The 24,889-nt window shown below is 38.4% G+C and carries 17 protein-coding genes; 12 read left to right on the top strand and 5 right to left on the bottom strand.

Annotation, left to right across the window (positions count from 1 at the left end; all coding sequences use genetic code 11):
- Positions 1–99: 99 nt before the first annotated feature.
- The 3 genes from WG906_RS04205 (at position 100) to WG906_RS04195 (ending at position 4,258) form a co-directional block, all read left to right on the top strand.
- On the top strand, positions 100–2,172 hold the full coding sequence (locus WG906_RS04205; protein WP_339991269.1) for a DUF2264 domain-containing protein: 2,073 nt from the start codon (positions 100–102) through the stop codon (positions 2,170–2,172).
- Between the two features lie 540 nt (positions 2,173–2,712).
- A complete protein-coding gene (locus WG906_RS04200) occupies positions 2,713–3,555 on the top strand; it encodes a universal stress protein (protein WP_339991268.1) in 843 nt (280 codons plus the stop codon).
- Positions 3,556–3,583: 28 nt separating this feature from the next.
- Positions 3,584–4,258 carry a lipid-binding SYLF domain-containing protein gene (locus WG906_RS04195; protein ID WP_339991267.1) on the top strand — a complete coding sequence of 225 codons (675 nt, stop codon included), beginning with the start codon at positions 3,584–3,586 and terminating at the stop codon, positions 4,256–4,258.
- A 194-nt stretch (positions 4,259–4,452) separates the two neighbouring features.
- Here the strand turns inward: WG906_RS04195 and WG906_RS04190 are convergent, their stop codons facing one another.
- A complete protein-coding gene (locus WG906_RS04190) occupies positions 4,453–7,233 on the bottom strand; it encodes a substrate-binding domain-containing protein (RefSeq protein ID WP_431844450.1) in 2,781 nt (926 codons plus the stop codon).
- Between the two features lie 546 nt (positions 7,234–7,779).
- On the opposite strand from WG906_RS04190, the gene WG906_RS04185 reads away from it, so the two are divergent.
- From WG906_RS04185 to WG906_RS19415, 9 genes are all read left to right on the top strand, one after another.
- The gene (locus WG906_RS04185; RefSeq protein WP_339991266.1) at positions 7,780–9,102 is read left to right on the top strand and encodes a sugar porter family MFS transporter; all 1,323 of its coding nucleotides are present in this window, start codon (positions 7,780–7,782) and stop codon (positions 9,100–9,102) included.
- Between the two features lie 19 nt (positions 9,103–9,121).
- Positions 9,122–10,051, top strand: coding sequence for a carbohydrate kinase family protein (locus WG906_RS04180; protein ID WP_339991265.1), 930 nt, complete (start codon positions 9,122–9,124; stop codon positions 10,049–10,051).
- An 11-nt stretch (positions 10,052–10,062) separates the two neighbouring features.
- A complete protein-coding gene (locus tag WG906_RS04175) occupies positions 10,063–13,203 on the top strand; it encodes a SusC/RagA family TonB-linked outer membrane protein (RefSeq protein ID WP_339991264.1) in 3,141 nt (1,046 codons plus the stop codon).
- Positions 13,204–13,303: 100 nt separating this feature from the next.
- Positions 13,304–15,010 carry a RagB/SusD family nutrient uptake outer membrane protein gene (locus tag WG906_RS04170; RefSeq protein ID WP_339991263.1) on the top strand — a complete coding sequence of 569 codons (1,707 nt, stop codon included), beginning with the start codon at positions 13,304–13,306 and terminating at the stop codon, positions 15,008–15,010.
- Between the two features lie 137 nt (positions 15,011–15,147).
- Positions 15,148–16,578, top strand: a complete 1,431-nt coding sequence (locus WG906_RS04165; RefSeq protein ID WP_339991262.1) for a glycoside hydrolase family 32 protein — start codon at positions 15,148–15,150, stop codon at positions 16,576–16,578.
- A gap of 27 nt (positions 16,579–16,605) precedes the next feature.
- Complete coding sequence (locus tag WG906_RS04160) at positions 16,606–17,097, top strand: peroxiredoxin family protein (RefSeq protein WP_339991261.1); 492 nt, start codon at positions 16,606–16,608, stop codon at positions 17,095–17,097.
- Between the two features lie 93 nt (positions 17,098–17,190).
- Positions 17,191–18,714 carry a glycoside hydrolase family 32 protein gene (locus tag WG906_RS04155; RefSeq protein ID WP_339991260.1) on the top strand — a complete coding sequence of 508 codons (1,524 nt, stop codon included), beginning with the start codon at positions 17,191–17,193 and terminating at the stop codon, positions 18,712–18,714.
- Between the two features lie 79 nt (positions 18,715–18,793).
- Positions 18,794–21,028, top strand: a complete 2,235-nt coding sequence (locus tag WG906_RS04150) for an alpha-galactosidase (protein WP_339991259.1) — start codon at positions 18,794–18,796, stop codon at positions 21,026–21,028.
- 142 nt (positions 21,029–21,170) lie between these two features.
- Positions 21,171–21,305 (top strand): mannonate dehydratase, encoded by a 135-nt coding sequence (locus tag WG906_RS19415; protein ID WP_431844449.1) that lies wholly within the window; start codon positions 21,171–21,173, stop codon positions 21,303–21,305.
- A gap of 159 nt (positions 21,306–21,464) precedes the next feature.
- Here WG906_RS19415 and WG906_RS04145 read toward each other — a convergent pair whose 3' ends face one another.
- From WG906_RS04145 to WG906_RS04130, 4 genes are all read right to left on the bottom strand, one after another.
- Positions 21,465–22,553, bottom strand: a complete 1,089-nt coding sequence (locus tag WG906_RS04145) for a formylglycine-generating enzyme family protein (protein ID WP_339991258.1) — start codon at positions 22,551–22,553, stop codon at positions 21,465–21,467.
- A 221-nt stretch (positions 22,554–22,774) separates the two neighbouring features.
- A complete protein-coding gene (recA, locus tag WG906_RS04140; protein WP_339991257.1) occupies positions 22,775–23,794 on the bottom strand; it encodes a recombinase RecA in 1,020 nt (339 codons plus the stop codon).
- A gap of 83 nt (positions 23,795–23,877) precedes the next feature.
- Complete coding sequence (gene nth, locus WG906_RS04135) at positions 23,878–24,633, bottom strand: endonuclease III (RefSeq protein ID WP_339991256.1); 756 nt, start codon at positions 24,631–24,633, stop codon at positions 23,878–23,880.
- Between the two features lie 60 nt (positions 24,634–24,693).
- A complete protein-coding gene (locus WG906_RS04130) occupies positions 24,694–24,888 on the bottom strand; it encodes a hypothetical protein (protein ID WP_339991255.1) in 195 nt (64 codons plus the stop codon).
- Between the last annotated feature and the right edge of the window lies 1 nt (position 24,889).

Here is a 24,889-nt window from a genome sequence, read left to right as displayed (position 1 = left end):
TTTATTTCTTCAATTCTGCAAAAGCTATCTTCGTTAATGCAGATTGTCGTCCTTTGCAGAGACTCCTTACAAATCTTTTGAAAAAATTATAGACTGTGTATGTTCACCAAAATAAATATCAGGTTAACTTTTAAAGCATTTCTACAGCTTACTTCAGTGTTGTTTTTCTGTTCGGCTAATGCACAAATTATTAGCTCTGATAGTGTTTCTGCTTTGAAAAAGCAGATGGGTAACAAGCAAGTTTTTCAGATAAATAAGCCGGACTTTAAGTTAAGTCCTTTAACAGGAATGACCAGGAAACACTGGAAGGAAGCCGGATTGTATCTGCTAAGCGGTGCTTTCAGTTATATACGTACACTGGATGACCCGATGGAATTTCCAAAGCAGCCAGGAAAAAGTTATCCCAAGGATGAAAAACCGAACGCGACCGAAAAAATGGAGGGCCTTTGCCGTACTATGTTCATTGCTGGTCCTTTGCTCAAAGAACATCCCGATTTGGTTATAAACGGTATTCATGTGGGTAATTATTACCGTCATCAATTGGCTAGAATGTTGGATCCCGCAAGTGATACATATATTGAACCAAGATCTGAGAAGGGAGGGCCAAGTCAGAAACTGGTAGAATTCGGCGGTCTTGCTGCATCGCTGCTCGCAGCCCCTGAGATTTTCTGGGAACCGCTTCCTCTGGTTGTAAAACAAAAACTATCAAAAACAATGCTTAGTTATGGTGACGGGCCTACTATCGGCATGAATTGGAGGTATTTCAATATTTTGATTTTGAGCTTTTTCAAAAGTCAGGGGTATAAAGTTAATGAGACACTGCTAAAAGAACTGATTGAAAAGTCTTTAGCTCAATATGACGGGCAAGGCTGGTATAATGATAGTCCATATTACGATTATTACAGTATGTGGGCTTTTCAGATGTATGGTAAAATCTGGTCCGAATATTTTGGGAAAAGGTATTATCCACAGTACGCTGCTAAACTAGATTCTAACTTTAAGGACTTACAGGATAATTATCCCAATATGTTTTCCCGAAAGGGAGAAATGATTATGTGGGGACGCAGTATTGCTTACAGGATGGGCGCAGCTGTTCCTTTCCCTATGATGGGTTTTACTAACGATCGGGACATTAACTATGGCTGGATGCGCAGAATTGCTTCAGGAACGATTCTTCAATTTTTGGAGAACCCTGATTATTTGAAAGATAGCATACCAACTCTGGGTTTTTATGGTGCTTTCGAACCGGCCGTTCAGTCATATAGCTGTCGCGGGAGTGCCTTCTGGCTCGGTAAATTGTTTTTAGGCTTATTGGTTCCTGCCAGCAGTTCGTTTTGGACCGCTACTGAAAACGAGGGTAAATGGGAAAAGGATTTTAAACCAGGTCAGGTCTATGACAAGTTTGCCAAAAAATCTAATATTCTTATAACAGATTATCCAGACATTGGAGCCTCTGAAATAAGAGCCTGGTGCTATAGCAAATCAGTTGGCGTGTATCAGGGAACAGAAAACTATACCCGTTTATCTTATAACAGTGCATTTCCATGGCAGGCAGATGGCAAAAACGGCGAGGTATCCATGGCTTATGTTTATAAAACCGCGAAGGCAGAGTGGGAAGCATTACGAATGTTCAGCTTCAAAAAGTATGAGGACAGAATTTATTACCGTGATGGTGTTTTTGCTTCTGATACAAGTGTAAGATTGAACCTTGCAGAAATAACTCTTCCGAATGGAATTTTAAGAATAGACAGAAACATGAGTTCTGTACCTGCCGAAATACGGTCGGGCCATTATTCTTTACCGGCGGTAAATGGATCGGTTAAAAAGGATACACGTAAAGTTAAAGGCTATACAGTTAAAATTATAGATAATGGAGATTATCAACTGGCTTTAGTTTCTATAGCGGGATGGGATAGAGTGGAAGTTGTCGACGCAAAGGGACTGAACCCGGTATCAGATCAAAGTTCTGTGATCGATGTGTCGGACAAGTTTGTTCCGGGAAAGGATAACCTGTATGCTTCGTTGATGCTTTGGAAAAAATCAGGTGAAAAATGGAGTGATGATGAACTGGTTCCATTAAAAAAACTAAAGTATTCACCCAAAAAAAACAGGGCAGAGATTTCCTTTATAAACGGCGATAAAAAGACTGTAAGGTTTGAACTTCCTGATTGAGATCAGACAAATATTTAATTTTTTTAGAATTGGAACCAGTCCAAACTATTTAGAAAATCTAGCTTGAGATTAAAGTGCTTTCTGGGACGGAAATACTGTACATGATTATATAAATATGTAGTCCGTTGTGGTACATAAATATTTGATAGATAGGTGTTTGATGGAAAAGTTAAATACCTGTTTGTATCAGGAAAGTACCCGTTTTTTACGCAGTTTTTCAAAAGGATCAGGTTCATAATCAGTGATTTTTATTTTTCAGAATCTTGGGTTTTTTGCTTTAGGAAAGAATGCCTATTAAAATTATTCGTTACCGGGGATTTTTCATGGATACACGAAGATTTGGTCCCGGTCTTATATGATGAATTATCCGGATGTGCTTTGAATGACTGATTTTCGAACTCTTTTTTAGGTCTAAAAAATCTGCCAATGATTTTTAACAGATCATTTATGGTCTGGAATTTGTGAAAAAATATTGAGGTTTTATTGTTCCGCTTATCAATTCATGGATTTTTAATTTAAATCATCCTTAAAAAATGTGCTATGAAAAATATCCTGGTTCCAACTGATTTTTCGGGCTCTTCAGTTAATGCTGCAGTATTTGCAGCTCAATTAACACATACACTTAAACCGTCTAAAATTCTTCTGATGCATTGTTTTGAACCTGTTCTCATAGCTTCAGAAGTCCCCTATCCGGCACCATATTATTCAGGCGACCTTATGGAGAGCAGCTTGCAGAAATTAAATGACCTGAAAAGTAAGCTGTTGAATGATATCAATCCGGTCACCTTAATCGAGGTTATTACTTCGGATAAGCCTCTGACAGAAAGCATCAAAGGCGTGATCAAAATCCAGAATGTCGATCTGGTGGTTATAGGGAGTTCTGAAAAAGGTGCCATGGAAAAAATGCTGGTGGGAAGCTCTACTCGTGATATTATCAAATCATCGGATGCCCCGGTTTTAGTGGTTCCTCAGAAAAAAATATCTCCTGCGGTGAATACTATAGCTTTTGCCACAGATTTTAAGAATAATTCAATTGTTCCTTCAGATACTATTAAATCCATTGTTTCTGCTTTTGACGCAAAGCTTTTTATTGTAAATGTTTCGGAAGAAGGTGAACTGGATCCGGATACTATTCTTAATCAGGAGAATTTTCATAGACTATGGAACAGTGAAAATGCAGAGTACCACTACGTAACCAATAAAAATATTGTAAAAGGTATAAAAGCGTTTGTAGATGAATATCAAATCCAGCTGTTGATTCTGATCCCACAGCATCATGCTTTTTTTGAAGGGATATTTCATAGCAGCATTACAAAAGAGTTTTCTTTTGATAATGATATACCAGTACTGTTCATGAAAGAAAACACTAATGCAAATAATTAATATCAACATTTCATTAAGATACGAAAACATGAAAACGTCTAAAAAAATCAAATCTCTGGTTATTGTGCTTCTCTTAAGTTCCATTAGTCTTTTTGCCCAGGAAAAGCAGGATGAAAAGCTTCAGAAGTCGACTGCGGTACTTAAAGCTTTTGCCGCAATGAAAGAGAATATTCCGGCTCAGCTAATGCAAAAGGCAGAGGGTATAGTTGTTATTCCTAATCTTATAAAAGCGGGTTTGGGAATCGGAGGACAAAGAGGCAAGGGCGTAGCAATGATCAGGAGATCCGACGGGAGCTGGAGCGATCCGGTTTTTATTACCTTAACTGGCGGAAGTATCGGCTTTCAGGCTGGTGTGCAGGCCATAGACCTGGTAATGATTTTTACCAAAGGCAGTATATTGAGGAATTTGAGTAATGGTGAATTTACTCTTGGTGGCGATATCAGCGTAGCGGCGGGTCCTGTAGGAAGAAGTTCATCTGCGTCAACAGATACAAAGCTGGATGCGGAAGTGTATTCATATTCTCGCAGTAAAGGGCTTTTTGCAGGACTTACTTTAAACGGATCAAAACTATCGCCGGATAAGAATGCTAATAAGGCATTTTATGCTTCGAATAGTAACGCTTCAGCCATTTTTAACAAAAAGGCATCATTGAATGATGCCAACGTAATTGCCTTGAAAAAAGCGATAAGGGCATTCTATTAGTAGAATGCCTTTATATGTTAAGCGCAAAAATCAATAACTCAGCTGATACCGTTTAAAATCTAGCCGCATTTTTACTCGATTTTAGATCCCGAATTGAAGCTTTTTCCAGTTCAATATTTCCGCAGGCCAGCTTTACCATAATCCATGTAATTTAAACTTATTAAATCTATAATTAGCTGAACGCCGGCTTATTTTTAAATCTTAGAACCCTCTTTTTTCCGCCTATACTCTGTAGGTGTACATTCATAATGAGCTTTAAATACAGTAGAAAAATAGGTTGGAGAGGCAAACCCAACTTTATAGGTTATTTCAGAGATTGTCAAATCTTCATTAAGTAAGAGGTACTTTGCCTGCTGCAACCTGCGACTGAGAATGTAATCAGTAATGTTGCAATCCAGTAAGGCTTTTACTTTACGGTATAATTGGACTCTGGAAATTCCGATGCTTTTGCAAATATCATCCACACTAAAGTTTTCGTTTGATAAGTTGTTTTCTACAATGCCCGAAAATTCGTTTAAAAACTTCTTATCCAGTTTATTGGAAATGTTGTTTTTATTATACGAAGGAAGTTCACTTGTAAATCTGGATTTAAGTAAATTTCTGTTGTATAAAAGGTTTTTAATTGTGGCATTCAGATATTTAAGATTAAAAGGTTTGGTTATATAGGCATCAGCCATAGTTTTTATTCCTTCAATCTGTTGCTCCTGACTTCCTTTTGCGGTTAGTAAGATTATTGGGATATGAGAAGTTCTAACGTCATTCTTTAAAAGTTGAGTCAACTCAATGCCCGATTGATTAGGGAGCACTATATCAGAAACTATTAGGTCGGGTACTTTTTCAAACGCTTCGTTTATCCCGGAAGTTCCATCACTGGCCGTAAAAACTTCATATTCATCAGACAGCATTTTCTTAAGAAAACCCTGCATATCTTCATTATCTTCTATAATCAGTAAAGAAAACTCCTTAGGCGCTCCATTTAAACTATTTTCTGTTACAGGAGATGAAGTGGTTTGCAGATCTGTAGTGAAGATTTTAATGTTATCATAGGTTTTGTAGGAGTCATCCGCTTTTTCAAACTTTTCCTCATCAGAAAGATGCGAGCTACCTGTAGGCAGAACACATGTAAAGATTGTGCCAAAGCCAGGCTTGCTTTCGGCCAATATTTGGCCTTTATGCAATTGAATAATTTCTTTAGAAAGCGCTAAACCTAAGCCAGAACCTTTAGAAGGATCAGCTTTTCCCTGGTAAAATAAGTCGAAGGCATGCTGGCTGTCCTCTTCGTTCATTCCTACTCCGTTATCTTGTACACTAAGCTCTATCTGTTGGGTTTCTTCGTTTTTCTTAATGCTTACAGTTATCTTCCCTCCATCTTTGGTGAATTTAAAGGCGTTGGATAGTAAATTGAACAGCACTTTATCCAGCATATTTACATCATACCAAAGCTTAATTTCTTTTGCAGGAGTCATAAGCCGCAAATCAATCTTTCTTTTTATGGCGATGTCGTTAAAAGAATCCATTATTTCCTTTACAAATTCAACAAAGTTATTTTCACTGGCTTTAATCTTCATTCCGTCGTATTCTATCTTGCGGAAGTCAATTAATTGATTAACCATTCTCAATAACCTGATTACGTTCCGATTAATGAGCTGTAAATGATCTCTTACAGAAAAAGAAATTTTCGGATCGGCTATTAGCTCTTCTAATGGACTTAATATAAGGGTGAGAGGCGTTCGGAATTCGTGAGAAATGTTTGTAAAAAAGTTGAATTTGGCTTCTGACGCTACTTTGGCTTTAGCTGACATTTCAAGAAGCTGCTGTTGATGTTCAAGGATCTCTACATTTTTTAGTTCCAGCTTTTTATTGTTCTTCCAGTTTTCTGTTAATGCGATAAAAGCTATTCCTCCAAACACCAGTGCCAATACCAGACTAAATACCAAAATATTTAATATAACCTGCTGATTTTTATACACTACTTTCTGTTCATCCAGCATATCCTGTTGTTTCTCAATATCCTCTTGTTGGTTATTGATTTTATCAGACTGCATTTTCATTAGTTGAACATTTGAAGAATCTATCGCAACTGTTTTTAATATGTTTTCTTTTTCAAAGGGTTCGTTATTTAAAATGGCCAATGCAGTTCGGATGGCTTCCTTTCCCCCGGTTGGATAAAGCATCGAGGCAGCAAGAATATTATCAGCAACCAGCTTCTGTCCATTATTAGGTAATGCATCAACCCCTACTATTTTGATTTTTTTAGAAGCCTTTGTTTTTTGTAATGCCTTAAAAGCGCCCAAAGCCATCTGATCATTATGTGCAAAAACGGCGTCTATGTTGATATCAGGAATTTTTTCAAGTTCTTTCTGCGCTTTGTTTATCAGCCAGTTTCCATAAACTTGTTGCACTATTTGAATTTTTGGATAATCTTTAACCGCTTCATAAAAGCCTCTCTGTCTTTCAATTGCGGGCGAAGAGCCTGGTAATCCCATTACTTCTACAATATTTCCTTTTTCTTTAAGAGAATTTACCAGGTATTTCCCCGCCATTCTTCCAATCTCAAAGTTGTTCGCTCCTATATAAGCTGTATATAAGCTTGAAGATGTTTTGCGGTCAATTACCACTACCGGTATTCCATTTTTAAACGCCTCCTCAACTATAGGAGTTAAAGGTTTAGCCTCGTTAGGGGATATGATTAATAAATCAATTTTTTTATCGAGTAAAGATTTTACTTGCTCAATTTGTAATTTGCTGTTGTTATTGGCATCCTCATAAAGAAGAGTAATCTCAGAATGAAAAATTAATTCTCTTTTCATTTCTTCCAACATGGTTTTTCTCCATTGATCGGAGCCTACACATTGAGAAAATCCTATAATGAGGTCTTTCTTTTCAGGAGTAGGATTTTTCGTACCGCAAGAAGAGATCAGACTTAATAAAAAAAAGCTATAAAGCTTTATAAAGTGAACGTGATTAAACAGCAATGTAATCGAACTAGTAATTGGTTAAATATTAGGTCCTGGTGTATGGAAATTACGAATAATCGGCCAGAATAAAAAATAAGGGGTTATAAATTTCTCTGTTTATTGATATTCTGGTGTCAAAATTTATCCTGAAAAATCATTAGGCTGTAAATATGATTATTTATGTGGTATAGTCAATAATATGTTTTTTTAAATGTTACTTTTTTCAAGCTAAATCAAAGGATTATCCCCCCCCATTTTTATCAATTTTTTTGATGAAATCCTAAAACAAATCCGGATTGAAAATTAATTGGTGTTTTCTTTAAGGAACGGCAATCATAAAAATCCCAAAGAGTTTTTGAACACTGCCTTCTCCTGTATCAATAGTTAAAGTTCATGAAACAAAAGTTAAGATTTAGACGGATGTAGAATTGAATTGTTCCCTTAATTGCATGATTATAAGTGATTTAGTGTTTGTTCAGATTCTTAATCAGTTTGAGACAGAATTGAAAGTGCCCGCAAATTAAACACTATACATTAGGCTTTATATAAACCTAATAAAAAGTTATGCGAAAAAATTCTGTGATTGCGTGGTCGCTGGTAGTGGCACTTGGCGGGTTCCTTTTTGGTTTTGATACTGCAGTAATTTCTGGTGCAGAAAAATCAATACAAGCCTATTGGAACTTAAATGTATTTGAACATGGACTTACCGTCTCTATTGCTTTAATAGGAACTGTAATTGGCGCTCTGCTGGGTTCAATACCCTCAGACAAATTCGGCCGGAGAAAAACATTGTTTTTTGTAGCGGCACTTTATCTTCTTTCGTCGCTGGGAACTTCTTTAGCAACTGATTGGAATGTGTTTTTAATTTTCAGATTCCTCGGCGGTTTGGGAGTGGGAATTTCTTCTGTTACGGCACCAATATATATATCGGAAATTTCGCCGGCAAAATCTCGCGGACGGCTTGTTGGATTGTTTCAGTTTAATGTTGTGCTCGGTATTCTTATCTCTTACTTATCTAATTACATTATTGGCCAGGAAGGGGAAAGCTCATGGAGATTGATGCTGGGTATTCAAGCTGTTCCATCTGCAATTTTTTATGTTCTTATCTTTTTTATTCCAGAAAGCCCAAGATGGCTGGTGTTACAGAAAGGCAGGGTGGAGGAAGCTCTTGATGTGTTAAAAAGAATTAATCCCTTGAACTATAAGGAAGAGCTTATTTCAATTCAAAATGCACATAAAGGTCATACATCCAACGAAAAGCTTTTAACAAAAAAGTATAAAGCGCCAATTACATTAGCAGTGCTTTTCGCAGTATTTAATCAGGTTTCCGGAATTAATGCCATTATATATTATGCTCCGAGAATATTTGAGATGGCTGGTTTGGGTGCCCACACATCGCTTCTTTCAACTGTGGGAATCGGGATGGTGAACTTCACTTTTACTCTTATCGCTATTGGCTTTATTGACAGGATAGGCCGTAAAACACTGATGTTAATCGGCTCAGTAGGTTTAATATTTTCCTTGGGTATGGTATCCAGCACTTTTTACTCGGGTAACTTTAGTGGTTTTGCCATTACGTTTTATTTAATGATTTACATCGCCTTTTTTGCTTTTTCACAAGGAGCTGTTATCTGGGTATTTATTTCTGAGATATTTCCTAATGAAGTTAGAGCAAAAGGACAAACGCTTGGCAGTTTTACTCATTGGATAATGGCTGCTTTAATTGCTTTCAGCTTTCCATACTTATCTGAGAAACTGGGTGGAGGAGCAACCTTCATGTTCTTCAGCGTAATGATGATACTACAGTTAATCTTCGTATGGCGCATGATGCCTGAAACTAAGGGTAAATCCCTGGAACAGATTGAACATACTATGGTAATGCATTAACCTTAAAATTATTAGGGACATGGAAAAGAATAAACAAAAAGTTGTGTGTTTTGGCGAGATATTATGGGACAATCTTCCGGGTGGAAAAAAGCCAGGTGGTGCACCCATGAATGTAGCCTATCATTTAAATCAGCTTGGAATAGAAAGTACATTAATAAGCAGGGTAGGATATGATGCCGACGGATTTGAATTGCTTAAAGTTCTGGAAGAACGAAGTATTTCTCTTGAGTATTGCCAGTTAGATAGCAAGTATAAAACTTCAAAGGTTGAAGTGGTTATTAACGACAACCACGAGGTCAGTTATGATATTGTATTTCCGGTTGCATGGGATTTTATTGAACCAGACCAACGGCATATTTCTCTTCTTCAGGATGCGAACGCTTTAGTATTTGGAAGTTTAGTAACACGTAATAAAACCTCAAAAGACACCTTAGAGCAGCTGCTGGAGAGCCCGGTTTATAAGGTATTCGATATTAATTTAAGGGAGCCTTACATCGATAAGGAAACAATAACGCGATTACTTCATAAAACAGATCTGTTAAAGTTAAATCTCCACGAATTAGAAATAATCGCAGGCTGGTATAGCAGCTCCTCAAAAAGAGATGAGGATAAAGTTGCAATCCTTCATAATGAATATAATATAAAAGAGGTGATCGTTACAAGAGGCAGCTCCGGGGCTTCTTATTTCTCACCAGATATACATTACCATTATCCCGCTTATAAAGTTGAGGTAAATGACACAGTGGGCAGCGGAGATTCGTTCCTTGCCGCATTTCTTTATAAAAAACTATCAGGAGAAAGTTTAGAAGAAACTTTAGACTTCGCAAGTGCGATGGGCGCTTTCATTACCACACAAACGGGAGCATGCCCGCACTATTCCAGATCAGATTTAAACCGCTTTCAATTTAATAATGAAATAATCAAAAACAACCAATTAATTAACCAATAATCAAACTAATCATGAGAAAGTTATTACCAATTATCACTCTCTTGTTCGCAGTATTACAAGGTTTTTCCCAGGAAAGGAAACTTAGTGGTACGGTAGTGGATGAGGCAACAAGAGAACCCTTAATCGGCGCTTCAATTTTAGTGCAGGAAACAGGCAGGAGTGCAGTAACAAATGTTGACGGAAATTTTTCAATTCTGGTACAAACGGGGCAAAATCTAAAAGTAGTATATGTAGGATATGAAACATTAATCAGAAACATCAAAGAAAACGAGAGTGTATTAACCCTTGAAATGGTAGGCTCTACAAAATTACTTGAATCTGTAGTTGTAACAGGCTATTCAACGCAGCGTAAACAGGATTTAACGGGTGCGGTTGCCGTAGTAGATTTAGCTCCGGTCAAAAATAATACCTCGGGCAATACCATGCAGGCTTTGCAAGGCCGTGTAGCTGGTTTGTATATTGAAAAGGATGGTTCGCCAAACGGAGCTAGTAGCAAGATACTTATACGCGGCGCCAATACACTGGGCAACACCGATCCATTGTATGTTATCGACGGGATTCCTACCACCAGGCCCGAGATATTCCAAAATATGGATCCTGCAAACATTTCATCCATTCAGGTTCTGAAAGATGCTTCTGCGGCATCTATTTATGGGGCGCGGGCATCCAACGGCGTCATTATCGTTACTACAAAAAATGGGGGCAATACAGAAGGTAAAGTCAACTTCCAATTTAACAGTAGTGTATCCTCTCAATCCGAAAAATCAATGCGATTTAAAATGCTGAACGCAGTAGACAGAGGGAAAGCATTATGGCAAGCTTCTGTTAATGATGGACAAGACCCTGCAGCTGGATATGGTGAAATTTACAATTTCGAATGGAATAAAAACTTTAGCAACCCGGTACTAAACCAGGTAACGGTTAAGCCATTTGTGGGCGGTGACCCAAATACACCTGCCGGCGATACAGATTGGCAGGATGTAATGTATAAAACAGGATTTGTAACAAACAATAGTTTAACAGCATCCACGGGCAATAAAAATTCCTCTTTAGAAATCAACCTGGGATATTTGGAGAATACCGGAATGTTAAGGTACACAGGATACGACCGTTTAGGAGGTAGCATCAACGCTTTAACCCGTGCCTTTAACGATAAGGTTCATTTTGGCCTCAACATGCGTGTGGCCAATTCGAACGAAACATTAACAGCCAATGATTTGGGAAGCGCCAGCACAACCAGCCTGGCAGTTACATTAGCACCTACAATTCCTGTGTATCAAAAAGACGGAATAACTTTTGCCGGCGAATCGGGAGCCGGTTATTCGGATAGAAATAATCCGCTGCACATGCAGTATTTGGCAAGATGGAACAATGCAAATCGTTTGAATACATTTGGCAACGTTTTCGCAGAAATTCAACCTCTTAAGAATTTATTCTTTAAATCGAATATCGGGTTGGATAATTCCAAATTCAAGAATAAAGTAATTACACCTACTTTTTCTGAAGGAGCTTTAAACAGAACCACCAATAGTTTACTGTTTGATCAAAATAATTTTTCAAGTATCACTCTTTCAAATACTTTACGTTACAATTGGGATCTGAACAGTAAAAATAATTTTAAATTCCTGGCGGGTACAGAATATATTAAATCTGATCTCGAGTTTCAATCAACCAAGAAAGAAGGCTTCGCCATTCAAACTGAAGAGTACTTCACATTAAGTTCTGGTACCGGCAACACAACAGTTTCAGGTGGTTCAATAGGAAGCCGGTTGTTTTCCCTGTTCGGCCGGGTTGATTACAATTTTTCTGATAAATATTTAGCAGCTTTTACAATTCGCCGGGATGGATCTTCGCGTTTTGGAGAAGATAATCGCTATGGTATTTTTCCGGCTGCTTCCGTAGGATGGAGGTTAGACCAGGAAGAATTCTTGAAGGATAGTAAAATTTTCTCTGAATTAAAACTAAGAGTTGGCGCTGGGCGTGTAGGAAATCAGCAGATTGGTGAATTAGCCCGATTTGGATTATTTGATACAAGATATGGAACATCATTGGCACAGCTTCAAGGCGGCTTTTGGGAGCAATACATGAATATAGGTACAGCCTACTCTTTATCAGGCGGAAATACTGGTGTATTGCCATCTGGTTTTGTTCAAACACAAGCGGCCAACCCTTCGCTTAAATGGGAAACTACAGACGAAATCAACACAGGAGTAGACTTCGCTTTATTCCAAAATAAGATTTTCGGTTCATTCGATTATTTTACGAGAAAAACTACCGGCATATTAATTACTCCTCCCGTTGCTTCTGCTTTAGGCGAAGGGCAAACTAAACCGGTAAATGGTGCATCAAAAAGTAATAAAGGCTGGGAGTTTGTATTAGGCTACCGCGGAGAAAAAACAGGAGATTTCACCTACAATTTGCAACTTAATTTTGCTCATTTCAGAGACAGAATAACGAAGTTACCTGAAAATGTTCGCCCGGCTTATCCTGGCAATCTGGTGAACACTATTATTGGCCGTTCTCAATTCGACATTTTTGGTTTCAAAACCAATGGCCTTTTCCAATCTCAAGCCGAAGTAGATGCTGCCCCTACCCAAATTGGTGCAGGTCCCGGCCGCATTCGGTATGTCGACATAAACTCGGATGGTAAGATTGATGATTTAGACAGAACCTGGATTGGCACCACACTACCAAAATTAGAATACGGTTTGAGAATCGATATGAAGTACAAAAAAATTGATTTATCCATTTTTGGTTCAGGTGTTGCCGGCAGAACCGGGTTTGATGTTTATACCGTGTTTAACAACCTGATGAGAAGCCGGGAAAATGTGGGTCCAGGCGTATTCAATGGCTGGACGCCCACAAATAAAGATACAGATGTTCCGGCATTAACACTTAAAGACAATAATAACGAGGGTCGTACTTCTGATTATTTCTTTGTAAACACCTCTTATTTCAAAATGCGTAACGTGCAGCTGGGATATACTATTCAGCCCAAATCTGTTTTTTCAAGATTACGTGTTTTTGCCATGGCCGAGAATCTGCTGCGCTTCAAAAGCAAAGATTATTTAAGCCCGGATCCTGAAAGGATCGATTTAGGGCCTGTGCCAATCCCTAGAACATTTACGTTTGGTGTTAACGCTTCTTTTTAACGAACAATAAACAGGATAAAATGAAGCTCAACGAGCCTTGACCACTTACAGTACAGATAAGTATACAACTCATAACAGCTTCTTTAAAAAAATATAAGCAATGAAAAATATATTATTAACCGCTTTAGTGACATCCGGACTATTAATCTTCGGTTCATGTCAAAAACAATTGGATTATACACCAACCGGGGCATTATCATCAGAAGATCTGACTTCACCTGCTGCTATAGAAGGCCTGGTAACGTCGGCTTATGCGGCAATCGGTAATGGAGATATGATCGGGCCCATTTATAGTAAATGGGTTTATGGAAGTGTTCGCTCTGACGATTCTTATAAAGGAGGAGGAGGAACTGGAGATGTTGGTGAAATAGATGCCATTGAACATTATAACCTGGTTACGCCAACAATGGATGCCTATGTTTTCCGCACATGGAAAAATTTATTTAAATCTATTGGGAGAGCAAATGTTGCCATTCGGGCGGTAAACTCGCTTTCGGAAGCAGATTTTCCGCAAAAGAAGGTCAGATTAGGAGAATTGAAATTTTTAAGAGCTCACAGCTATTTTACCATGAAACTGCTCTATAAAAATATTCCAATTTTTGATGAAACTGCATCGGATGAGGATATATTAAAAGTTTCAAACGTTTTAGATAATGACGAGTCCTGGAATAAAATCGCTGCAGATTTTCAATTTGCAATTGATAATTTACCTCCATCGCAGGCTGAACTCGGCCGCGCGAATAAATTAACTGCACAGGCGTATTTGGCTAAATTAAGATTGTTTCAGGCATACAAACAGGATAATTTAAATAAAGTAATCAGTATTGATCAGGCAAGATTGCAGGAAGTAGTTACTTTAACCGAGGCTGTAATTTCTTCTAAAAAATATTCTTTGAGCGGCGATATTGCCGATAATTTCTTGCCGGAAACTGAAAACGGACCTGAATCTATTTTTGCCATTCAGTTCACAATAAATGACGGTACAACCGCAGGCAGGCTGAATTATGAAGACGGATTGAATTACCCACACGGTGCGCCGCAATATGGTTGCTGCGGTTTTCATGCTTCGAGTCAAAACCTGGTGAATGCCTTTACCACTGATGCAAACGGGCTTCCTAATTTTACAACATTTAATAATAGTATTGCAAATTTAGCTACTGCAACTGTAGATGTTCGTCTTGACCATACCGTAGGAATAGATGGGCACGTTTACAAATATGATAACACAAAGTTATTTAGTAACAGCTGGGTACGTGATGCGGGTGTATACGGTAATTTTCATACCATGCGTAATCAGCAATTGGCATCCAGTTCATCTTATTTTAAAAATGGCCCATTTATGGGATCTGCAAAAAATTATGATATACTCAGGTATGACGATGTTTTATTAATGCAGGCAGAAGCCTATATTGAATTAGGACAGCAGGACAAAGCTTTACCTTTAATTAATCAAATCAGGACAAGAGCGGCAGCCAGTACAAACAGACTCAAAAAACTGGATGGCACCTTTGCTTCAAACTACAATATTAAACCTTATCCTGCTACCGGATGGACGCAGGCCTATGCACGCATGGCTTTGCAGTGGGAAAGACGTTTAGAATTTGCAACTGAAGGAGAGCGTTTCTTTGATTTGGTAAGATGGGGAATAGCTGAACAAACCTTAAATGCATATATAGCTACTGAAAAATCCAGAAGACCATTTTTAGCCACAGCCGTTTTTACAGCAGGAAGAGACGAGTATTTGCCCATCCCGCAATCTGAAATTACATTTACAAACGGCTTGTATAAACAAAATCCGGGCTATTAATTCATAATGACTAACGGCATCCGGCTCAGAATAGAGCTAGATGCCGATTTTTAATCAGGAAACGGACCATTCCAGTAATAAACCAATTATTAGCAATATTTCTGCCTGTATCTGCCCTCAAAGCATCACTTTAATCAATGAAACGAATTAAATTTTATATAATTTTTGCTGTTGCTATTAGCACACAGCTTACGGTCTCTGCACAATTTAAACCGAAAAGTAATGATGTGAATTACACCGAGATTTTCCGTGGTCAGTATCACTTCAGTCCAAAAGTTGGATGGATGAATGATATTAATGGCCTGGTTTTTCAGGGGGGGAAATATCATATGATATACCAATGGGGCGAATTTGTTAGACATGGCGGTTACGCTACTTCTACCGATTTAATACATTGGAAAGATGAAGGGGTTGCTTTGATCCCGCAGAAATCAGATCTGCAGAAAGAGGCGGTAAGAAATGTTTCCGGAAACGAAGTTTTTTCAGGAAGCGCAGTAGTGGTGTCAGGCGAAATGTCAAGGCGAATTACGGGTACAAAAAAAGAAGCAATTGTTGCCATTTATACTGGTACGGGTGTAGGAACTTGCCTCTCCTGGTCGGTGGACTCTGGACAAACCTGGCATGATTACAAGAAAAATCCCGTAGCTAACATAACGAAAAGTGCAGATCCCAGAGATCCGCGTGTGATTTTTCACAAGCCAAGCGGGAAATGGATAATGGCTATCTATGAAAACGGAACTACATTTTATGGCTCACCCGACCTGATAAAGTGGACCCAGCTGAGCAATATTAAATTCGGTTTTGAGTGTCCTGATTTTTTTGAACTGCCTCTTGATGGTGATAAAAAGAATATGAAATGGGTTTTAATGGATGCGAATGGCTCGTATCTGGTTGGCCAGTTTGATGGAGTGAAATTTAAACCGGAAGAAGGGCAAAAGACTCAGGTAATGACACTTGGAAATGATTTCTATGCTGCTCAATCCTTTGCTGCCGGAAGTCTTCCAAATAATGATCAACGAATCATACAATTAGCCTGGATGGATCATTGGAATGGGGGCCTTGGTGAAACTAAATGGAAAAGGAATGCAACTTTCCCTGTTTCTCTGAGCTTAGTAACTTATGAAGATCAAATACGCTTAACCCGTAATCCAATAAAGGAAATATCATCTTTATATACAAAAGAAAAAAAATGGGAGAACCTGGATATTGATCCCGGAAGCAATCTTTTATCTGATACCAAGTCTAAGCAATTTGAAATAATTGCAGAGTTTGATCTGACAAATATCACGGCTACAAAGTTTGGGTTCAAGGTTTCAAATAAAACAATCGCTTACCAGGTAAAAAGCCAGATTTTACTGGATGAGCATTTGAAGCCAGATGCATCAAATAAAATTAAAATGAGGATTTTGGTAGATTGGGGGCAGCTTGAGGTATTTGCAAATCAAGGCGTCTATTCTTACTCAGAACAATTTGCTTTTTCACCAGACAACAACGATATCTCATTATTTACAGACGGTAACGTAAAATTGGTTTCAATGGAATTCCATGAAATCTCTAAAATATGGTAAGGGATTTATAAATTAAATAAGCTTAAAATGAAAAGGCGGTGCTTCTTAATTGTGTGGTTAATAATTTGCATTACAAGATCTGTAATGTCTCAAACGCCTGCGTCGGTAGTGCCAGACTTTACCTTTTTCAAACTAGACGGCACCCCCTTTTCAACTAAACAAATCCCGTTGGGAAAACCCTCTCTTTTTAGCTTTTTTGATGTAACCTGCTCTCATTGCAAGGTAACCATGGCGCTTCTGTCAAAACATTATCCGGAGCTTAAAGGCATTTCAGTTTTCCTAATTACCTTAGATCGTAAAGATGCCGTTATAAAGTTTGTGAATAGCTACGGTCCGGCCTTTTTAAACAAAAACAATGTACTGATTCTGCAAGACCTCAAGTATGAATTCATACCCAAATTTCAGCCACTGAAATATCCGTCTGTTTTTTTATATAATCGGTATAAAAAGCTTGAAATGTATGAACAGGACGAGAAAAACATGTTGAACATAATTGCAAAGGTTAAGAGTATAAAGTAGGAATATTTATAATATGGTAAAGGGATGGCCCCTAGAAGGTGATTGCGTCTAAAGTTTATAAAAATATTTAATTAACTAATTTTTATTTTTGATATGAAAACATTTACTGTAATTATTGTACTTGCAGCGCTTATATCGGGCTGTAACACAGCTGAGAAAGCAACACAGACATCCTATTTAGAGAAAAATCGCCCACAATTCCATTTTTCCCCTAAAGAAAAATGGATGAATGATCCTAACGGGATGGTTTATCATGAGGGTATTTATCATTTGTTCTTTCAGTATTATCCAGATAGTACTGTTTGGGGGCCTATGCATTGGGGGCATGCCACAAGTAAAGATCTTGTTCATTGGGATGAGCAGCCTATTGCACTTTATCCGGATAGTTTAGGATATATATTCTCTGGAAGTGCAGTAGTAGATTCCAATAATACCAGCGGACTTGGCAAAGATGGTAAGGTTCCATTGGTAGCCATATTTACTCATCATGACCCGAAAGGAGAAAAAGCAGGAACAAGCAATTATCAGAATCAAAGCCTGGCCTATAGTTTAGATAACGGAGCAACGTGGACAAAGTACACAGGTAACCCGGCTTTAAAAAATCCCGGAATAACTGATTTCAGAGACCCTAAAGTTAGCTGGTATGCACCTTCGAAAAGATGGATTATGACCCTGGCAACCAAAGACCGGATAAGCTTTTATTCATCTGCTAATTTGAAAGATTGGAAGAAAGAAAGTGAGTTTGGGCAAGAAGTTGGCGGGCATGGTGGTGTTTGGGAGTGCCCGGATCTTTTCCCTTTGCAAATTGATGGAAAAACCGCATGGGTATTACTGGTTAGTATCAATCCCGGTGGCCCGAATGGGGGTTCTGCCACACAATATTTTGTTGGCAATTTTGATGGTGTAAAATTTACTCCTTTTAATACAGCTACCAAATGGGTAGATTATGGTACGGATAATTATGCCGGAGTGACCTGGTCAAACACCGGAGAGAGGAAAATATTTCTTGGTTGGATGAGTAACTGGCAATATGCAAATGTGGTTCCTACAGATAGATGGAGAAGTGCGATGACGGTACCCAGAGAGTTAAATCTCAAAAAATCAGGTCAGGATTATTTCCTTACTTCCCAGCCTGTTAAAGAGCTTAATACAATTAAGTCGAACGATGTTTCTTTTGAAAATATAGAAGTTCAGGGAGGATTTAATTTATCGCAAAAGCTGAAGAGTTCGGATAGTCAATACCAAATCAAACTTTCTGCGGAACAATTGAAAAGTTTTTCTATCGTACTTTCAAATGATATAGGCGAAGAACTTAGTATAGGTTACGACAAAAAAACGAACCAATATTATATTGATCGTACTAAATCCGGAAAGAATGATTTTGAGAAGGGTTTCGCAAAAAAATATTTGGGTCCCCGATTGTCTGATTCTGAAAAAGCTGATTTAACTCTGATAGTGGATGCAGCATCGGTAGAATTATTTGCTGATGACGGACTGACAGCGATGACAGGAATATTTTTCCCAACTAAGCCGTTAAATCAAATCCAGATAAAATCAACTGACAGCTTTTTTATTAACAAATTAAATTATTCTGTAATGAACAGAATTTGGAAATGATCAAATCCAGGCTCAGGTGTCATTATTAGTTATTAAGCCAAGCCATTTGAAATGATAATTCATAACCTAATCAATAAAAATGACAGAAACCTCCCCAAATTTTTATTCTTCTTCAAGGAATAAAAAGACCCTGATAACCGCATTATTTGCTATACTATTTTCGGGCTTATTTGCTCAAAACAATAGTGTAATTCCGATAGAAACCCAGCAAAATGCCCTGGTTCTTAAAACGGATAAAGACAATCGCCTGGGCATTATTTATTTTGGGAGACGATTAAGTCAACAAACGGAATACGCATCCATCCCGCCTCAAAACAAGCAAATAGAAGATAATGCCGGTATATACAATTCAGTTTACACCCCAAGCGGATCATGGAATTTGGTTGAACCGGCAATTCGAGTTACCCATGCTGATGGAAATAACTCATTGGAGTTGAAATACGTAAGTCATCAAATTACAAAGCAAGACGATAATGTAAGCCTGGCAAGTATTATCTTGAAAGATCCCACTTATGCTGTTCAGGTGACACTTTTCTATAAAACGTATTTTAAAGAGAATGTTATAGAGCAATGGAGCGTGATAAAAAACATGCAGAAGGGTTCCATTACTTTGAATAAATACGCATCTGCTAATTTGTATTTCATTGCAGATGATTATTATCTGACACATTACCACGGCGGATGGGCAAAGGAAATGAATCCCGAAGAAACAAAACTTACCGCTGGTATTAAAGTGCTGGATTCAAAATTGGGTACGCGGGCAAATCTTTTTGAGCCACCATCATTTATGGTCTCTTTTGATAAACCATCAACCGAAGATGATGGTAAAGTAATGTTAGGAACCCTGGCATGGTCCGGAAATTTCCAGATTGATTTTGAGGTTGATTCCTACCATAACCTGCGTTTAATCGCGGGTGTAAATTCCCATGCTTCAGAATATGCATTATTGCCTGGTAAAGAATTTAAAACGCCTTCATTTATTAATACCTATTCAGAACATGGTAAAGGTGAAGCCAGCAGAAACCTCCACAACTGGGCCAGAAAATACCGTCTGCTTGACGGTGAAAGTTCCAGGTTAACCTTACTTAATAATTGGGAAGCTACCTTTTTTGATTTTGATGAAGTTAAATTAAAAGAACTTTTTGCGGATGGTAAAAAGTTGGGTGTGGATTTGTTTTTATTGGACGATGGATGGTTTGCAAATAAATATCCTCGAAATGACGATCGTGCTGGTTTAGGTGATTGGCAGGAAAATGTTAAAAAACTTCCTCATGGTATTGGGTATCTGGTTAAAGAAGCTAAAAATGCGGGGGTTAAGTTTGGTATTTGGGTGGAGCCGGAAATGGTGAATCCGAAGAGCGAATTGTATGAGAAACATCCCGACTGGGTAATTAAGCAGCCCAATCGTCCGGAACATTATTTCCGCAATCAGTTGGTTTTAGACCTGAGCAATCCTAAAGTACAGGATTTTGTATATGGGGTTTTAGATAATATTTTTACTCAAAACCCGGAAGTCGCTTTTGTAAAATGGGATTGTAATGCGGTAATTTTTAATGCATATTCAGATTATCTTAAAAAAACAGGTCAACTACAATCTCAATTGTATGTTGATTATGTAAAGGGATTATATAAAGTTTTAGAAAGAATAAGGGACAAATATCCCAAAGTACCTATGATGCTTTGTTCTGGTGGTGGCGGCCGTGTTGATTATGAGGCTTTAAAGTATTTTTCTGAATTCTGGCCAAGTGATAACACAGATCCGTTAGAACGTATTTTTATCCAATGGGAGTATTCTTATTTTTTCCCTGCTATAGCAACTTGTAACCATATTACAGATTGGGGCAAGCAAGCACTCAAATTTCGTACGGATGTAGCCATGATGGGAAAGATGGGTTACGATATTGTTGTCAGTAACCTTGACGAAAACGATCTGAAATTTAGTCAGCAATCCGTTGCAAATTATCACTCATTTAGTGATCTGGTTTGGCATGGTGATCTGTTTCGTTTAGTAAATCCACGCGAAAACCCCTTTGCTTCTTTAATGTTTGTAAATGAAACCAAGAATCGGGCAATTATATTTTCTTACTTTACCAGTAGCCGCTTTGGTAAAGGTTCATTAACCCCGGTTCGTTTTAAAGGATTAGACCCCCAAAAAAAATATACGGTCAGGGAAATTAACCTGTATCCCGGCACGCAATCAGCCCTTGCAACAAACCTTGTTTTTTCTGGTGAATTCTTGATGACCATCGGTTTTAATCCCCAGGTAAATGCAAGCCGTACCAGTGTTGTTTTAGAATTAATAGAAATACCGTAATTGGCGTATATATGGCGCTGGCGTGATACTTTGGGCTAATGTATTGTGAAAAAGAAATGTCGGCCTAGTTTTTCCTCTTTACCAATACAATTATCTGGAGCTGATAAAGATGATAATAAGCCCGGCATTAACTAATTAATTAATGAGGATTTACAAACATAATTTGGAATTTTTCAAAAGCCAGATAATTCCTGTAGCTAATAATGTGGGTGTTCACTTGCATTACCATTCTGATAATCCATGCAGTAATTTATTTGGCCTGCCGGCAGCCGGATAGTAGGAAAGCAATCTTATGATTTTTTTTTGCCCTCCCTAAGTAAATTGGTTTTTATGATAAAGCCGGTTCTATTCCGCTACGGGCTTTTATTCGCTGTTGATGCCATGCTTCCGGTGTCGTCAATTTAAACTGCCTTTTGAAGCTACGCCCGTTTCATATTTATTCCTTTACACACCTGAATCCCATATTGCTCATACCCGAGTCATGTGAGGCTTTCATTCTTCGGGCAACTCTGTATCCTGAACAGTAACTGTCATTACACATATACGAACCCCCTCTTGAAACTTTTTTAGGCGTATACGGCTCATTCGGATCATAGCTATCAATTGGTCCTGCAGGGTTTTTAACTCCGTTTGGCTTATTGACCGTTTGGTAATAATCATCCCGATACCAGTCCGAACACCATTCCCAGACATTACCCGCCATGTCATAAAGCTTATAACCGTTGGGCTTAAACGATTTTACGGGAGCTAATGCTTCAAATCCGTCAATACCTGTATTGTTATCCGGGAAGCTTCCTTCCCACGAATTTGTTTTAGCCTCCCCTTTATTAACATGTTCATTTCCCCATGGGTATATATTATTTATCAATCCTCCCCGGGCAGCAAACTCCCATTCCGCTTCTGTAGGTAAGCGCTTGCCGGCCCATTTGCAGTAAGCCATGGCATCATCCCAGCTTACATGCACAACAGGGAAATTTTCTTTTCCTTTGATACTGCTTTCAGGTCCTTCAGGATGTTTCCAGCTTGCTCCGGGAACCCAGCTCCACCATTGTGAATAATCATTAAGCTCTACTTTTTCAGCAGGAGGAGTAAATACCAGAGATGCGGCTACAAGCTGACTTTCATCAGGCTTTGGTGTACCAGGCGCTAATTGTTTTTTCAGCTGCTCCCAATCTGGTTTTTGCTCTGCAGTAGTTACATATCCCGTAGCTTCTACAAATTTGGCAAACTGTTCATTAGTAACTTCATGCTCATCCATCCAAAACGCATTTACAATAACTTTATGCTTCGGATATTCATCTTTACTTGCCTGATCATTATCTGCACCCATCATGAATTGTCCTCCCGGAATATATACCATGCCCTTTTTTGAGGTATCACCATTAAATGTGATGCCGTCAGAGGATGTGACTTTCTCCCTGAGTTCAGCATGCTTTCCCGGGGCCTTGTTTTGGGTGCAAAAGCTAAATAAGAGCAAAAGGCCGGAAAGCACTATAATGCGACTTGAAGTTATTTTTGTGTACATATTAATTAAACCATCATGAGCCTGCCCAAATAACAGGCGGGCATACCGCCCCCAACAGCAATGAAGCTCATGATAGCCCGTCCGAACGAGGCCGGGCGGACTTCATCGCCATTAAAAGACAAATATATTCAAATGAAAAATCAAGTTCAGATAATTAGTGCCCGTAAATAACAAAATCCGGATCATGGACCCGGATTTTGTTATTTATGAAGGATTTCTTGTTAATCTCTGCCTAAAACTTCTTCAAGTTTTTCTCCCGTAACAGTTTCTCTGATCTTTGTTTCCAGTTCTTCCATTAACTCCGGATTATCCAGGATAAGTTGTTTAACAGCATCGCGACCCTGACCCAGTTTTGTATCATTATAACTGAACCATGAACCTGATTTACGAATGATTTCAAAATCTACTCCCAGGTCAATAATCTCACCAACTTTAGATATTCCCTGGCCAAACATGATGTCAAATTCTGCTATTCGGAAAGGTGGGGCAACTTTATTTTTTACAACTTTTACTTTAACGCGGTTGCCCGATACTTCTTCACTGTCTTTTATTTGCGAGGTTCTGCGGATATCCAGGCGCACGGAAGCGTAAAATTTAAGGGCATTACCGCCTGTAGTTGTTTCCGGGTTACCAAACATCACGCCAATTTTTTCGCGTAACTGGTTAATGAAAATACAGCAACAGCCAGTTTTAGAAATTGTACCGGTAAGTTTACGCAGGGCCTGAGACATTAAACGGGCCTGCAATCCCATTTTGGAATCACCCATTTCGCCTTCAATTTCTGCTTTTGGTACAAGAGCTGCAACTGAATCGATTACAATTATATCTATAGCTCCTGAACGGATAAGATTGTCTGCTATTTCAAGAGCCTGTTCTCCGTTATCGGGTTGTGAAATAAGAAGATTTTCAATATCAACCCCTAATTTTTTAGCATAGTATTTATCAAAGGCATGCTCGGCATCTATAAATGCAGCAATTCCGCCTTTCTTCTGTGCTTCGGCAATAGCATGTATAGCCAAAGTGGTTTTACCTGAAGATTCCGGACCGTAAATTTCAATTACACGACCTTTAGGCAAGCCCCCTATTCCCAGTGCGATATCCAGGGTTAGAGATCCTGTTGATATAGCATCAGTTTTTTCGACAGCAGTATCACCAAGTTTCATAATGGTGCCTTTACCGTATGATTTTTCTAATTTATCAAGAGTAAGCTGTAGGGCTTTTAATTTATCTGCGTTGCTCATTATTTTAGTTTGTCAGTTGCGAATGTAAGGTTTAATAATAAAATGCTAAAATTTTTATCAAAATATTTATTAATATTTCTAATTTATTCTTTTACTTCCAATTTCTTCAGTACTGTTGAAAGTTTGTTGGCATTTTTCCGTTCTTTTAAAGCTTTTTCCTTTTTACGCTCTGCTACAGCTGCTTTAGTAAGGGCTGTAGCTGTTTGCTGATACTCATAGTACTTACAAAACCATGAAATCGGGCATATTTCGCACTTCGGCCTTCTGGCCTGGCAGATATAACGTCCATGTAAAATAAGCCAGTGATGCGAATGACGGATTGTTTCCTCCGGAAGGTATTTTATCAATTGCTTTTCAACGGCAAGAGGAGTGGTGGCATTGCGTGTCAGGCCTAATCGGTTCGCAACTCTGAATACATGAGTATCAACAGCCATGGCAGGCGCTTCAAATATTACAGAAGTAATCACATTTGCCGTTTTCCTCCCAACACCCGGCAGCAATTGTAAATCCTCCATAGAAGAAGGTACTTCCCCGTTGAATTTTCCAACTAAAAGCTTAGCCATTCCCACAAGATGTTTCGATTTATTATTCGGGTAACTTACCGAACGAATGTATTCAAACACTTCTTCAGGGCTGGCCTGCGATAGTTCAAAAGCATCCGGATATTTCTCGAAAAGAGCTGGTGTTATTTGGTTGATACGCTTATCAGTGCATTGTGCTGATAAAATAACGGCGACAAGCAGTTGATAGGGGTTATTATAATTAAGTTCAGTTTGTGCATCTGGCTGGTGAGTAGAAAAATACTCTACAAAAGCTTTAAAACGATCCTGTTTAAGCATGCACAAAAGTAAGTATTAGCGGTCTTTTAAAGACAGCTAAACATTTAGTAAAAGTTTCTTCTATAGTGTTCTTGAATAATTAAGAATTCTGTCGATAGTTTGGGTAGAAGGATCGAATGTTAATTGATTTAACTCTTCTTTAATAGAAGTGTAAAATGCATCATCGTCTTCGCTTAAAGCGGAGGTGGGAGCTAAATTTATTTCCCTGGCAGGAAATAGGTTAAACTCAGAATCAGTGGTAGAAACTTGTAACATA

The organism is Pedobacter superstes (genome assembly GCF_037622515.1).
Classification (GTDB): Bacteria; Bacteroidota; Bacteroidia; order Sphingobacteriales; family Sphingobacteriaceae; genus Paradesertivirga; species Paradesertivirga superstes.
This window is presented reverse-complemented; position numbering and strand designations above follow the sequence as displayed.

What these genes read in the sequence shown, in the direction of transcription:
- WG906_RS04155 (WP_339991260.1), top strand. Translation starts at nt 17,191, where the DNA reads ATGAAAACATTTACTGTAATTATTGTACTTGCAGCGCTTATATCGGGC.
- WG906_RS04175 (WP_339991264.1), top strand. Translation starts at nt 10,063, where the DNA reads ATGAGAAAGTTATTACCAATTATCACTCTCTTGTTCGCAGTATTACAA.
- recA (WP_339991257.1), bottom strand. Translation starts at nt 23,794, where the DNA reads ATGAGCAACGCAGATAAATTAAAAGCCCTACAGCTTACTCTTGATAAA.
- WG906_RS04185 (WP_339991266.1), top strand. Translation starts at nt 7,780, where the DNA reads ATGCGAAAAAATTCTGTGATTGCGTGGTCGCTGGTAGTGGCACTTGGC.
- WG906_RS04205 (WP_339991269.1), top strand. Translation starts at nt 100, where the DNA reads ATGTTCACCAAAATAAATATCAGGTTAACTTTTAAAGCATTTCTACAG.
- WG906_RS04195 (WP_339991267.1), top strand. Translation starts at nt 3,584, where the DNA reads ATGAAAACGTCTAAAAAAATCAAATCTCTGGTTATTGTGCTTCTCTTA.
- WG906_RS04150 (WP_339991259.1), top strand. Translation starts at nt 18,794, where the DNA reads ATGACAGAAACCTCCCCAAATTTTTATTCTTCTTCAAGGAATAAAAAG.
- nth (WP_339991256.1), bottom strand. Translation starts at nt 24,633, where the DNA reads ATGCTTAAACAGGATCGTTTTAAAGCTTTTGTAGAGTATTTTTCTACT.
- WG906_RS04165 (WP_339991262.1), top strand. Translation starts at nt 15,148, where the DNA reads ATGAAACGAATTAAATTTTATATAATTTTTGCTGTTGCTATTAGCACA.
- WG906_RS04160 (WP_339991261.1), top strand. Translation starts at nt 16,606, where the DNA reads ATGAAAAGGCGGTGCTTCTTAATTGTGTGGTTAATAATTTGCATTACA.
- WG906_RS04170 (WP_339991263.1), top strand. Translation starts at nt 13,304, where the DNA reads ATGAAAAATATATTATTAACCGCTTTAGTGACATCCGGACTATTAATC.
- WG906_RS04130 (WP_339991255.1), bottom strand. Translation starts at nt 24,888, where the DNA reads ATGTTACAAGTTTCTACCACTGATTCTGAGTTTAACCTATTTCCTGCC.
- WG906_RS19415 (WP_431844449.1), top strand. Translation starts at nt 21,171, where the DNA reads ATGAGGATTTACAAACATAATTTGGAATTTTTCAAAAGCCAGATAATT.
- WG906_RS04145 (WP_339991258.1), bottom strand. Translation starts at nt 22,553, where the DNA reads ATGTACACAAAAATAACTTCAAGTCGCATTATAGTGCTTTCCGGCCTT.
- WG906_RS04180 (WP_339991265.1), top strand. Translation starts at nt 9,122, where the DNA reads ATGGAAAAGAATAAACAAAAAGTTGTGTGTTTTGGCGAGATATTATGG.
- WG906_RS04200 (WP_339991268.1), top strand. Translation starts at nt 2,713, where the DNA reads ATGAAAAATATCCTGGTTCCAACTGATTTTTCGGGCTCTTCAGTTAAT.